The following is a 12,749-nucleotide window of genomic DNA, read 5'->3' as shown; positions in this document are numbered from 1 at the left end:
TAGGAAAAATGGACTTGGGAAGGGAAGGAATTGTTCAAGTAGATTGGTGGGGCCTGATCTTGCCACCGTCTATTTCTTTCGCAAGTATGTCTTTATTCCCTACGCGGGTAGGTGTTCCTTCCCGGATTGGGCACTATTCTCTTGAGCATGTATCGAACACTCTGCCGCTTTAGCGCTGGGCTCACCGGGTGGCGAGGCCCCAAGATCGGCTGCTTCCTGGGCGCCTTGCTCCTGCTGTCGCTGTGTTCCTGCGGCCCGCGGTCGGGTCCCTCGAAGGCCAGTAGCGCAGAAGCCCCGTTGCCATCAAAACCGGTCCGGACGGCAGTGGCCGAGTTGCGTCCCATGGAACGGAGCGTCCAAGTTTCGGGCTCATTTTACGCACGCGAGAAGAGCACGCTGAGCGTGAAGGTGGCCGGACGATTGGAGTTCATCGCCGTGGACATCGGAAGTGTGGTTCGCAAAGGAGACAAGCTGGCGCAGGTCGATCTGACCGATTATGAGCTTCGGGTCAAGCAGGCCGAGGCCGTTTTGTCCCAGGCTCGGGCTGCCATCGGGCTCCCTTTGAGCGGTGAGGATGACGCGGTGGAGGTCGAAGCGTCGGGCGCAGTGAGAGAAGCCAAAGCCTTGCTCGATGAGGCCTTTAAGAATCGTGCCCGGGTGCGTCAGCTGGTTCTGGAGAAGCTGGCCCCCCAAACCGATCTCGATGCCACGGAGGCTGCCCATGCGGTGGCGGTCAGTCGCTACCAGGAAGCGGTCGAGTCCGTGCGCGCTCGCCAAGCCTTGGTTGTGCAGCGGCGGGCCGAGCTGAATATCGCCCGCAAGCAGCTTTCCGACTCCACGACCCGCGCCCCGTTCGATGGTGTGGTCCAGGAACGGCTGGCCAGTCCGGGCGAGTTTGTTCAGGGGGGCGCCCCGCTCCTCGTGATCGCGGCGGTGAACCCGCTGCGGCTGCGTTTGGAGGTCCCCGAATTGGAATCCACCGAGATCCGACCAGGACAGATCGTTCGAGTTCGAGTGGGACGTGCACGAGCGGTGTACCAGACCGAGATCGCTCGGGTGAGCCCGATTCTAACCGACTCCAATCGGATGTTGTTGGTGGAGGCCGATGTTGCGACGGACCCAGCGTTGCGGCCCGGGCTGTTCGCCGAAGCGGAGATTGTGATCCGAAAGGATGACCCCGGCCTGTGCGTTCCAGAGTCGGCTATCACCAGCTTTGTCGGCTTGGATAAGGTGTTCCTGCTCAAGGAAGGGAAGGCGGTGGAGCGAGGTGTGACCACCGGGCGACGCGCGGAGCCTTGGGTGGAGATCGTCGACGGTCTGGCGGCGGGTGACCGTGTGATTCTGAATCCGGGCAAGCTGCGGTCCCAACAGCCGGTTCACGAGGAGCTCAATGCAACGGCTCGCTGAGATTTGCCTGCGTCGTCCCGTCTTCGCGTCGATGCTGATCCTTTCGCTGGTGGTGGTGGGATCGGTGGGCTATTGGCATTTGGGCGTGGATCGATCACCGTCGGTCGATCTTCCCACCGTCAACGTCCGCACGACGCTGCCGGGCGCCTCTCCCGCCGAGGTGGAGGCCCAGGTCTCTCAGCGCATCGAGGAGGCCGTCAACACGATCGAGGGCATCAAGGAGCTGAGGTCGATCTCAGGCATGGGATCGTCCTTCATCATCGTCACGTTCGAGCTCAATCGCAACATCGAGGCGGCGGCGCAGGACGTGCGTGAGCGCGTCGCGACCGTAGTGCGGGATCTGCCGCGAGAGGCGGATCCGCCGATCATCTCCAAGCTGGACAACGATCAGACGCCCATTCTGAGCATCGCCCTGTCGGGGGATCGTTCCCCCCGCGAACTCACTGAACTGGCTGACAAGGTTGTGAAGGTTCAGCTCGAACGATCGGCCGGGGTCGGGGAGGTGGAAATCGTCGGAGGCGTGGAGCGGGCGATCAGTATCTGGGTCGATGCCGATCGCCTGGCGGCCTACCAGATTCCCATCACGGCGGTGCGCGATGCCATCGTCAGCCAGAATGCCGAATCCCCCGGCGGGAACGTAACTTCCGGCTTGCGTGAGCGAACCTTGCGCACCCTCGGAAAGGTGAGCGATCCGGCCAAGTTCAACGATCTCGTGGTCGCGACGGTCAACGGAACCCCGATTCGCATCAAAGATGTCGGACGTGCCGAGGATGGCACCAAGGAAATGCGTAAACTCGCTCGCTTGAACGGCGTTCCCGCCGTGACTCTGGACGTGAAGCGGCAATCTGGAGCCAACACCGTCGACGTCATATCAGGGGTGAAGTCGAAATTTGCGTCGATTGAAGGAGAGCTGCCTCCCGATGTGAAGCTCGAGGTCATCCGTGATCAGTCGAATTACATTCTCGAGGCGCAGCGTGAGATTCAGGTCCACCTGGTCGCCGGTAGTCTGCTGGCCTGTCTGGTAGTTCTGATGTTCATGAAGGATTGGCGGGCAACCGTAATCGCCGGGGTGGCTATCCCTACCTCCGTGATCGCCACATTCGGCATGATGTGGGCCTTGGGCTTTACCCTCAACAGCGTGACGATGCTCGCTTTGGTGCTCATGGTGGGCATCGTGATCGACGATGCCATCGTGGTGCTGGAGAATATCTTTCGCTTCGTGGAGGAAAAGAAGATGGACTCCTGGGAGGCGGCACGGGCGGCTACTGAGGAGATCGGTCTGGCGGTGCTCGCCACGACGTTGAGTCTGGTCGTGATCTTTGTGCCGGTGTCGTTCATGTCCAGCATCTCGGGTCGGTTCCTCTATCAGTTCGGGATCACGGCGGCAGTGGCGGTTCTGGTAAGTTTGCTGGTATCGTTCACCCTGACTCCGGTCATGAGCGCCCGTTTGTTTCGTCGCTCGCGCCGCGGCGGGGCAGATGGTCCTCGATCCAGATCCGGGATCTATGGCTATGTGGATCGTGGGTATGAGCGACTCCTTCGCTTTTCGTTGGGCCATCGGGTCCTGGTCTTGGGAGTCTCCGGCGTGCTCATGCTTTCCAGCGTGCCGCTGTATTCGCTGATCCGGCAGGAGTACGTTCCGTCTAACGCGGACGAAGGTGAGATCGATTTGAATGTACGGGCGCCGGAGGGGCTTAGCTTGGCGGCGATGGATGAACTCACCCGGGTGGTCGAGTCGGAGCTTCGCGATCTCCCGGGTGTGGATACGGTCCTCGCCTCGGTGGGCAGCGGGTTGGGCGGGCTGAACCAGGTTCGTGCCTTTATCAAGCTCAAGCCCCACTCGGAACGGCTGTTCTCCTTTGGGCGCCTGGCCTATGAGCTTTCCCGGGGCAGGCCCCTGGCAGCCTTTCGGGATACCATCACGCAGCAGAGTGTGGTTAAGCAGATTCGGCAGCGCCTGTCCCGGTACCCGGCGCTCCGTCCCAGCATCCGGCCGTCGCAATCGTTCAACCTGGGAGGCAGCGGCGCCGAAATCGATTTTTCCCTGCTCGGACCCGATTTGAAGACCTTAGGCGACTATGCGGAGAGGCTGCGGAAGCTGGCTCCCGACATCGGGGTTGTCGATGCGGATATCACCCTGAAGCTCGATTCGCCGGAAACACGAGTGGCGATTGATCGGGCTCGCGCTGCGGACCTGGGCGTGGCCGTGGCGGATGTGGCGACGGCGCTTCGGTTGATGGTGGGTGGGGACCCGCGTGTCTCCCGCTTCCGGGACGAGGCGGTCAACGATGACTACGATGTGCAGTTGCGCTTGACGGACACCGATCGTAAAGACGAGGCCACCATTGCGCGTCTCTATGTTCCAGCCAAGAACGGTGCGCTCGTGCGGTTGGACAATCTCGTGGAGATCACTGCGGGGCAGGGGGCCTCGCGCATCGATCGGTTGGATCGTCAGCGGCAGGTGAGCCTGCGAGGATCGGTGGCTCCGGGCTATGGTTTGGCCGACCGTATTGAGGCACTCCGGGACGCTGCGGCCAAGCTGGAGATGCCAGCGGGATATTCCACGCGCGTCGTCGGTCGAGGCCGGGAACTGGAGACCACTTTTCGCGAATTCCTCTGGGCGTTTCTCCTGTCGGTTCTCTTCATGTATATGATTCTGGCCTCCCAGTATGAGAGTCTTTTGGATCCGCTGATCATCTTGCTCTCGCTGCCGCTGACGGTGCCTTTTGCCCTCTTCACTCTCTGGGCGGCGCAAGGCACGCTCAATTTATATTCCGCGCTGGGACTACTAGTGCTTTTTGGTGTGGTTAAGAAGAACGCCATTCTCCAGGTGGATCATATGAATCATCTGCGGCGCTCAGGATTGGAGCCGATGGTGGCCATCGTACAGGCCAACCGGGATCGCTTGCGCCCCATCCTGATGACGACCCTGACCTTCGTGGTGGGGATGCTTCCTCTGGCGATCGGCAACGGCCCGGGTGCCGAGGAGCGACGCGCGACCGCTCTGGTGATTATCGGAGGGCAGAGCCTCTCGCTCTTGCTGACGCTGTTGGTCACGCCGGTGGCCTATTCGTTGCTGACTGCCCGTCGAAGCATTTCGATACCCCGCTCGCCTGGGGCTGTGGCTCCGGAAGGTGGGGCCGCCTGGTCGGGCGCGGGCCATTAAATCACATGCAGATCCCTATGCTCACCCGAATCGCGATCGTGTGGATGTTCGGCCTGGTCATCTTGAGCACGGCGTCGGCTGCCGATGGGCGTGTTGCTTGGTGGGCCACTACCGAAGCGCTCACTCACAAGCTCACCCCTCAGCCAGATCTATCCGCGCTTGCGACGGCCGCCGCAGCCGATGCTCCTTCGGCTGACGTGAAAGTGGATGCCACGATCGTTTTCCAGACCATGCTTGGGATGGGGGCCTCTTTGGAGGCTACGACCTGCTCGAACCTCTGGAGAATGCTACCGGAGGATCGGGAACTGCTGATGACCCAGCTGGTGGATCCGGCCTCGGGAATCGGGATGAACTTGATGCGCGTCTGCATCGGATCGTCAGATTTTACCGGCGATCCTTGGTACACGTACAACGATCTGGATCCCGGTGTGACGGACACCGGCCTTCGACGCTTCAGCATTCGCAAGGACAAGGCCTATGTCCTTCCCATGCTGCGTCTGGCGCTGCGCAAGAATCCCAAGCTGTTATTCTTTGCCTCGCCGTGGAGCCCGCCAGGGTGGATGAAGACCAGCGGATCTGTGATCGGGGGATCACTGCTGCCGAAGTATTATTCGGTCTATGCCGACTACTTTGTCCGGTTCGTGAGGTCCTATCAGGCTGAGGGAGTTCCGATTTATGCGGTCACGGTTCAGAACGAGCCTGGAGTCGATCGTCAAAAGGAGAAGGATCCCAAATGGTTTTATCCCTCGTGTCACTGGACCGGCGAGCAGGAGCGTGATTTCATTCGGGACCATTTGGGGCCCGCCTTCCGCCGGGCTGGCTTAAAGACGAAGATCTGGTGCTACGATCACAACTACAACCTGGTTGCCCAGGGGGATGATGCCGGCTTGCCTCATCCGCGAACGATTCTATCGGATCCCCGGGCCGCCGCGTTTGTCGACGGGGTGGCCTTCCATGGTTATGTTGGAGAGCCCGGAGGGATGACGGCCTTTCACCAGGAGTTTCCCCGGAAGCCCATTCATTTCACCGAAGGATCCGTCTTTGGCTTCGACGGTGCTGGGCAGCTGCTCGATCGGCTGCGAAACTGGGCCTCAAGCTACAACGCCTGGGTGGTGATGCTGGACGATCAGGGAAAGCCAAACAACGGCCCGTTTCCGGCAACGCATGCAATTGTAAAGCTGAACTCCAAAACCCTCCAACCGGAGCGGCTGTTGGAATACTATGTCTACGGTCAGTTCATGAGGTTTGTTCAGCGCGGAGCGGTTCGGATCGAGAGCACCTCCGCGCGTGCGGATCTCAAGCACGTGGCTTTTCGAAATCCGGATGGGAAGCTCGTGTTGGTGGTGGTGCATTGTGGGACGCAGGAATCGACCGTCAGGGTGGGGGCAGGTGCTCAGGCCTTCTCACCTCAGGTCTTGGGCAAATCCATCAACACCTTCGTTTGGACCCCGTGATAAGGGGGGGCTCGCTTCTTCGGATGTCTTTCTGAATCCACCGTCGAGAACCCTGCGGGTTCGGGGCCCCGTACAGCTTTTCTGGACCCGACGGAGTCGGAAACTTGTCTTGGTGCGGATTCAACATTACTCGGAACCAATCCCTCGCGGACCTCGCGCGACATTCCACTCTTTTTTCTAGCACCAGGCCCGCTTCTCGGATACATCACGTTCCTTCCGAGGGGGAGGCAACAGCCGCATGTGTGTTCGGTGCTCTGTCTTTTCCGCGGAGATTTCATCAAGGAGAAGCTATGCAGCGAAAAGAAGCGTTGATCGCGTTGAACATGATCGAGCATGTGGGGCCGGTTCGGCTCCGTCATCTGCTTAACCACTTTGGAGAACCCCAAGCCATCCTCGCGGCACAGGAAGATCAGCTGCTGCGAGTTCACGGCATCGGGGCGGATACGGCTGAGGCGATTGCCCGCTGGCAGGATCATGTGGATCTGACTCGCGAGCTGAAGCGCTTGCGCGAGTTTGACTGTCAGGTGGTGACCCAGGATGAAGAGGAATATCCAGCGTCGCTGCGAGAAATCTATGATCCACCGATCGTGCTCTATTACCGAGGAACGCTCAGCCCTCGCGACAAGAATGCGGTGGCGCTGGTGGGGTCGCGACAGAACACACCATACGGCATCGAGACGGCGCGCAAGCTGGCCTACCAGCTGGCCTATATGGGTGTCACGGTGGCGAGCGGTGGGGCTCGGGGGATCGATACCGCGGCGCATCAAGGTGCGTTGAGCGCCGGGGGACGAACCATCGCGGTGCTCGGCACGGGGATCAACTTGGTCTTCCCTCCGGAGAATGTGAAGCTGTTCGAGCGGATTCCGTCCCAAGGGGCCGTAATGACCCAGTTCCCCTTTGATCGTCCGGCAGACAAGCAGTCCTTTCCCATTCGCAATCGGATCGTGGCGGGGATGACCCTCGGCACCGTGGTAGTCGAAGCCAACCTGAGCAGCGGTGCTCTGATCACCGCAAACTTCGCCACCGAGTATGGGCGGCAGGTCTTTGCAGTGCCGGGGAGAATTGACTCGCCGCGCAGCAAGGGCTGTCACGAATTGATCAAGAAGGGAGCCAAACTGTGCGAAGGTGCGGAGGATATCTTGAGCGAGTTTGAGTATCTGTTTCCACCGACGAATCGGCCGGCTGGACCGAACGAGTCGGGCGAGTTGCCGCTCGTGGCGCTCTCCGAGAACGAGCGGAAGGTGATGGAGGCGTTGGGGCTGGAGTCGCGCTCGATCGATGAGCTCACCCGTTCCACTGGTTTACCGGTCTCGGTGGTGTCCGTCTGTCTGCTCAGCTTGGAGATGAAGCGCGTCGTGACGCAGCAGCCGGGGAAGATCTTCTTGCGATCGGGGGGCGGGGAGTGAATGTTGTGAAAGGGATCGGTGGAATTTGCACCGCAGAGGCGGGAAGGGCGCAGAGACGCGGGAGGAGGGGAACTGGACCGAGGCACTTCTCTGCATGGACCGCGGTGGGCACGACACGGTTTAACCGACCAATGACTAAACAAGACGTGCGATACCGGCGTTTCTCATCTGGGCAGCACACCCCGAACCCGCAGGGTTCAAAGAGATTTAGCCGGGGGTGCTCGCACCCCCGGAATTGTTAAAAGTACGGAGCATCGCGCAGCGATGCCACCGGCCTCTGAGACCTGCGTCACCCCTACCCAACAAGCCTGTTCTGTTCGTCAGTCCCTTCGCCGACCGGTGGCACCCTTTCAGGGTGCTGTTGAATAGGGGGATGCCAGACCGGGGGTGCCGCTGCGCTCCACGCCCCGGCTAATCCCTTTGAACCCTGCGGGTTCTCGGCGGCAGATTCAGGTCGGGGACTTGGTTCTTCATTTGTGTCATCTGAGAAATCCGTGGTTAGTCCGGCGGTCGTTCATTCCAAATATTTCCCTTGCGCTGTATCGATTACAGGCGTAAACAATCAATGCATTACATCCGTAATCGATACGCCATGAAACCGACTCCACGCATTTCCGACACCGAATGGGAGATCATGAAACTCTGCTGGGCCAGTTCACCTCGGACGGCTCAGGATATCATTGACGAGCTCTCTTCCAGCGACGACTGGCATCCCAAGACGGTGAAGACCTTCCTCAATCGCCTGGTCAAAAAGGGTGCCTTGGGATTTGAGAAGGAAGGCCGCATCTACTTGTATCGTCCGCTCGTGACCGAGCGGGAATGTGTGGCGGCTGCCAGTGAATCGTTTTTGGACCGCATCTTCGGCGGGTCTTTGAAACCGATGCTGGCGCACTTCGTGGAGCATCGCAAGTTGAGCAAGGAGGAGCTGGCGGAGTTGCGTCGCATGCTCAAAGAAAAATGACCTATTGCCATGAATGCATTGCCTCCTCCGCTGGTGTCCGCCTTCCGTGAGTGGTTGATCACCCCGACTCTGCAGGCCAGCGTCTTAGTGCTCGTCGTGCTGGCCGTGCAGTGGATGTTCCAGAAGCAGCTACGGCCGCGCTGGCGTTACGCATTGTGGTGGGTGGTGCTTCTCAAGCTGATGTTGCCCTGGGCTCCGGAGAGCTCTCTGAGCGTGTTCAATTGGGTGAAGCCGGCGTCGGTACGGGTCGCCGGCGGAGAGGTTTCGATCGAGAGCAGCGGATCGATGCCTCCTGTTCAGACTCCCAGCCGTTCTGCTCTCGACGCTTCATTGGCTGTTCCCGATTTAACGCCTGCCACATTGCCCCCGCCTCCGCATCCACCGGGGGAGTCTGCTGTGAGTGCCCCCTCGGCGTTGCACCGGGTCGGAGTGGGTGCTCCTTCCGTCGAGGCTCGCCGGAGTGACTGGGACTGGACCTCGCTGCTGATATTTCTGTGGGGCGGGGGTGTGGTCCTTTTGGCTGGCGTGGTTCTGACTCGGTCGATTCGATTCAACCTCGCGCTTGGACGAAACGCCAACGCGGTGAGCCAGACGTTGATCAGCCAATTCGAACGGTGTCGGTTAACGTGTGGCGTTCATCAAACCGTACAACTGATCGAGACCTCATTGACCGAAAGCCCAGCCCTCTTCGGTTTGTTTCGGCGAAAGCTGCTCCTGCCTCCCGGGATGTCGGAGCGGTTCAACCCGGAAGAACTCGATTACATCTTTCTTCACGAATTGGCCCATCTCAAACGGGGAGATCTGTGGCAGAACTGGCTGATGACTGGCCTTGAGATCCTGCACTGGTTCAATCCGATGATCTGGTGGGCTTTTGCCCGGATCCGGGCCGATCGCGAGGCCGCGTGCGACGATCTGGCTTTGGAGTGTTCGGGTGCGACCACGGGTGAGGGCTATGGCGAAACCGTGGTGAAGTTGCTGGAGCAGATTCATTCGCGGGGATCGGTGCCGGGCGGTGTAGGGATTCTCGAGGACCGAACGCAAATGCAACGGCGTCTTCGCATGATTTTGCAGTATCGCCCACATCGACGCTGGTCCCTGTTCGCAATCGCGCTGCTGGCGCTGGTGGGCTGGGTGGGTTTGACGGATGGGCAGTCGCCTTCGGCGAGTGGTCTCGTCAGAAAGCCGAGTGACCCGGGACCCAAAACCGCCGCCCAGGCCGCAAACGCTGAACCGGTTCCGGATTTATCCTGGGCCTGGCAGGTCGCAGGACGAGTGCTGGATGCGACGAGCTTGCAGCCTTTGCCCAAGTTTCGAGTCACGGTGGGAGGGCAGGAGTTCCATCGTTTTAGTTGGGAAGCTTCCGAGGTCACTTCGAATCTCCAAGGCCGTTACCACGTCCTGGTTCGCAAAGGAATTCCGCAGCCTGCGCTGCGGATCGAAGCGGAGGGTTACATTCCGGGGGGAGGAACCATCCTCCTAGGAGATCACACGGAACTCGACTTCAAGTTGACGAAGGGCGATGGACCCCGAGGAAAGGTGCTTTTGCCTGACGGAAAGCCGGGGGCTCGGGTGCCAGTGCTGCTTGTGCAGAGCTATTTTGATCTAGCCTCTGATCGTAGCGGGTGGACGGAAGGTCATCCTAAGAAGCACTGGGCTCAATCCACCCAGGAGGATGGGACGTTTGCCTTCCTGCCGCCTTGGGATCTCACGCACGTTCTGGTGAATTCACGCGCTGGGTGGGCGCTGGTGAGCTTGGAGCAGTTGAAGACCCAACCCGTGATTCGGTTGGAACCGTTCGGGCATTTGCGGGGAACCTTGAAGCGCGCTGGCCAAGGCTTGGCCAAAAGGAAGTTGATGCTCAGCCTGGCGGGCGATACTGACATCACGATCAACGGCCTCGGTGAGGTCACCACAGACGCCGAAGGGAGGTTCGAGTTTTCCAGTGTGCCACCGGCTACGATTGGTATTAGTCTCCAGGAGCCTCTAGGGGATCCTTCATTCAGTGGGTTTTCAGTCGTTCCGCTGATGGAGGTGGTTGTTCAGCCTGGGCAAAGCCTGACGCAAGACCTCGAGGTGCCTAGTCTCGGGTCGCACCCGATGCTAACGTACTTGAAGAATCCCGTAACTACAGTGCGGGTTCCTGGAGCTGAGCTGACCGGAGTCGTCCTCTCTCCCTCTGGCGCACCGGCCCCTCGTGTGGAGGTGGCGGTGACGCTACCGGGAACATGGGTTGTAGTTGGAAGGGGGCGATTCATGAACGATTCTCATGAGACGGGTCAATTGGGCATGACGGATCAAGATGGCCGGTTTACGCTGCCGCGCTTCGATGGTGTGCGCGCCGTGGTTGCTGTGAGTGAGATGGGGATCGCTCAAGTCCCGGTCGATGCGTTTCTCAAATCCCCGACTCTCCGACTCGAGCCATGGGCTGAGATCCATGGCTCTTTCAAGATGAGTGCGCGGCCGGCTTCGAACGAGGTCCTGAACCTGACACTACCGGGTATCGGTGGCTATCCCAACAGGGAGAGTCTCTGGGCTACCCTTTCCGACGGGAACGCATCGCTTCGAGCTGACATGGCTCGCTCTGCTCCTCTGGTCCTCGATGCACGAACTCATGAATTTGTGACGGATGCCGAGGGGCGATATCGGATGCTCTACGTACCGCCCGGTGTTGTGACCATCCGCCACCACGTGAAGCTTTCCGCGACAACCGGCTGGTTTCGCGACGTGACTCAAGTTGTGGCCCAGGGTGGGCAAGTCACACGGTTGGATCTCGGAGGCAGCGAGAGAAAAATTCATGCGAAGTTCGTCTTGCCTAACGATCGTTCCTCCCTTCCTTTCCAGGCTTTCTCGGCATTGTTGGAAACCGAAGATCTGGTTGCGCTTCGTCAGCGGTTGGAGGCTCTGCCTTCGACCGAGGCTCGGCAGCGCTTCGCCGAATCAACTGAGGTGGGTGAAGTTCTGGCTCGAGCTCGAGTGATCAGGGTTCCGGTAGCGCGTGACGGAACGATTCGGTCGGACGTCGTTGCTCCGGGTAGGTACGGTCTGCGGATTGATGCTCGGCAAGGAGCGATGAGTTTGGTGCCCGAACCGGCACCGCCCCCGTTTGCTTCGGAACGCACGTTCGAGGTCCCCGAGGCCAAGCCGGGTCAGGAGGACCAAGTTGTCGAGCTGGGAACCATACAGCTCCGGGAGATCCGCGTGCCGAATCGGTAACCAGTGGGTACGCCCTTTTCGTTACCCCGGAGGGGGATCCCAGCTACTCTGGGGGGACAAAAGCGGCACAGGGGTGCACGCACTCCAAAGCGTTCCGCGCGTCGCGAAGCGTCTTGGAGTGCGGTAGACCTCTACCGCTTTTCGGCACCCCCGGAGGGGGATCAGAGCTACGCCGGGAAGGCCAAAGCGGGGGAGGTCTGCCGGAAATCGGAACTATAAACCTTGTCGGACCGCTTCACGGTCAACTCCAAATACGTCCAGCGCGTCTTGAAGACGTCCGATGGGCTCTCGGCGGCGCTCAGGGATTCTCGCCGCGAAGCTTTCGTTCCAGGAACATCCGGTCCAAATGGTCCTTTTCGCGATGGGTCTGTTTCATGCGCAGGAGCAGGGCGGGCGACGCGAACGGAATCGGCACTCCTTGCAGGTGGACGATCTCAATCTCCTTACTCGCCTCCTCGTAGCCGATCCCGCAGGCGGCGAGCATGAGATCGACTACGATCTCGTCCGCCACGCGCACCACCACCCAGTTGCGCAAATCGTCGTCACCCAGCGCGAGTACCGCCTTGTCGGGCAATGCTTCCAAAGCCTTTTTGACCTTGGCCTGGTTCTCCGGCGACGACTCGACCAAGAGGTCGATATCTTCGGTCGCCCGGGTAAATCCGTGTTGCATGACGGCGAAACCACCCACGACGAGATATCGTGCCCCAGTCTCATTCAGGCTGCGGCAAAGGAGGAGCAGGTCCTCTAGCGTGGGGGGACGCGAGTCGGGCGGGTGAGCATCTTCAGAGTCCATGCATCCTTTTCTTCGTGACTGCTGAACCGGTATACGCCGCGCGGAATGAATGGTTTCTCGCCGCGCAGGCTGATGACCAGCTTCAAAAAGCCGTTGGCGGAATCCAGCCCGCCCTTTCCGGGACGGCGTCGACCAATGACCTTGGTGGAGTCGTCGGCATTCATGGGTGATGCGTAACACTCTTCACCTGCCGTTAACAAGCTTACTCTTGGCGTGAGGCTCACTCGCTATCCTAGATTCTGCACTTGTCCCCTCGACGAACCACACGAAGAAACTAAGGTGAAAGCGGTGGTGGTGGAGTGGCCCAATGGAATAGGTGGTTTTCCTGAGGAGTGGTGGTGTGTGGTGG

8 protein-coding genes are annotated in these 12,749 nt (G+C 60.0%); 6 read left to right on the top strand and 2 right to left on the bottom strand.

Annotated features, from left to right (window positions below; genetic code table 11):
• The first annotated feature begins 147 nt into the window (after positions 1-147).
• From JNN07_18765 to JNN07_18740, 6 genes are all read left to right on the top strand, one after another.
• Positions 148-1,407, top strand: coding sequence for an efflux RND transporter periplasmic adaptor subunit (locus JNN07_18765; GenBank protein ID MBL9169789.1), 1,260 nt, complete (start codon positions 148-150; stop codon positions 1,405-1,407).
• Entirely contained in the window at positions 1,391-4,573 is a 3,183-nt protein-coding gene (locus tag JNN07_18760) for an efflux RND transporter permease subunit (GenBank protein MBL9169788.1), read from the top strand. The genes JNN07_18765 and JNN07_18760 overlap by 17 nt, the downstream gene beginning before the upstream one ends.
• Positions 4,574-4,590: 17 nt before the next feature.
• Complete coding sequence (locus JNN07_18755; GenBank protein ID MBL9169787.1) at positions 4,591-6,027, top strand: hypothetical protein; 1,437 nt, start codon at positions 4,591-4,593, stop codon at positions 6,025-6,027.
• A 290-nt stretch (positions 6,028-6,317) separates the two neighbouring features.
• On the top strand, positions 6,318-7,433 hold the full coding sequence (dprA, locus tag JNN07_18750; protein ID MBL9169786.1) for a DNA-protecting protein DprA: 1,116 nt from the start codon (positions 6,318-6,320) through the stop codon (positions 7,431-7,433).
• 592 nt (positions 7,434-8,025) lie between these two features.
• Complete coding sequence (locus JNN07_18745; protein MBL9169785.1) at positions 8,026-8,394, top strand: BlaI/MecI/CopY family transcriptional regulator; 369 nt, start codon at positions 8,026-8,028, stop codon at positions 8,392-8,394.
• A 9-nt stretch (positions 8,395-8,403) separates the two neighbouring features.
• Positions 8,404-11,607 (top strand): hypothetical protein, encoded by a 3,204-nt coding sequence (locus JNN07_18740; GenBank protein MBL9169784.1) that lies wholly within the window; start codon positions 8,404-8,406, stop codon positions 11,605-11,607.
• 298 nt (positions 11,608-11,905) lie between these two features.
• Here JNN07_18740 and JNN07_18735 read toward each other — a convergent pair whose 3' ends face one another.
• Positions 11,906-12,400: a nucleotidyl transferase AbiEii/AbiGii toxin family protein gene (locus tag JNN07_18735; protein MBL9169783.1), complete on the bottom strand. Its 495-nt coding sequence runs from the start codon at positions 12,398-12,400 to the stop codon at positions 11,906-11,908.
• Positions 12,352-12,564: a hypothetical protein gene (locus JNN07_18730; GenBank protein ID MBL9169782.1), complete on the bottom strand. Its 213-nt coding sequence runs from the start codon at positions 12,562-12,564 to the stop codon at positions 12,352-12,354. Before JNN07_18730 ends, JNN07_18735 begins: the two co-directional genes overlap by 49 nt.
• Positions 12,565-12,749: the final 185 nt, after the last annotated feature.

This window comes from Verrucomicrobiales bacterium (genome assembly GCA_016793885.1).
Classification (GTDB): Bacteria; Verrucomicrobiota; Verrucomicrobiia; order Limisphaerales; family UBA11320; genus UBA11320.
Note: the sequence above shows the minus strand (reverse complement) of the source record. Positions and strands in the feature narration are given on the sequence as shown.

Excerpts from the sequence above, each read along its gene's own strand:
- JNN07_18765 (MBL9169789.1), top strand. The coding sequence starts at position 148 with ATGTATCGAACACTCTGCCGCTTTAGCGCTGGGCTCACCGGGTGGCGA.
- JNN07_18760 (MBL9169788.1), top strand. The coding sequence starts at position 1,391 with ATGCAACGGCTCGCTGAGATTTGCCTGCGTCGTCCCGTCTTCGCGTCG.
- JNN07_18755 (MBL9169787.1), top strand. The coding sequence starts at position 4,591 with ATGCTCACCCGAATCGCGATCGTGTGGATGTTCGGCCTGGTCATCTTG.
- dprA (MBL9169786.1), top strand. The coding sequence starts at position 6,318 with ATGCAGCGAAAAGAAGCGTTGATCGCGTTGAACATGATCGAGCATGTG.
- JNN07_18745 (MBL9169785.1), top strand. The coding sequence starts at position 8,026 with ATGAAACCGACTCCACGCATTTCCGACACCGAATGGGAGATCATGAAA.
- JNN07_18740 (MBL9169784.1), top strand. The coding sequence starts at position 8,404 with ATGAATGCATTGCCTCCTCCGCTGGTGTCCGCCTTCCGTGAGTGGTTG.
- JNN07_18735 (MBL9169783.1), bottom strand. The coding sequence starts at position 12,400 with ATGGACTCTGAAGATGCTCACCCGCCCGACTCGCGTCCCCCCACGCTA.
- JNN07_18730 (MBL9169782.1), bottom strand. The coding sequence starts at position 12,564 with ATGAATGCCGACGACTCCACCAAGGTCATTGGTCGACGCCGTCCCGGA.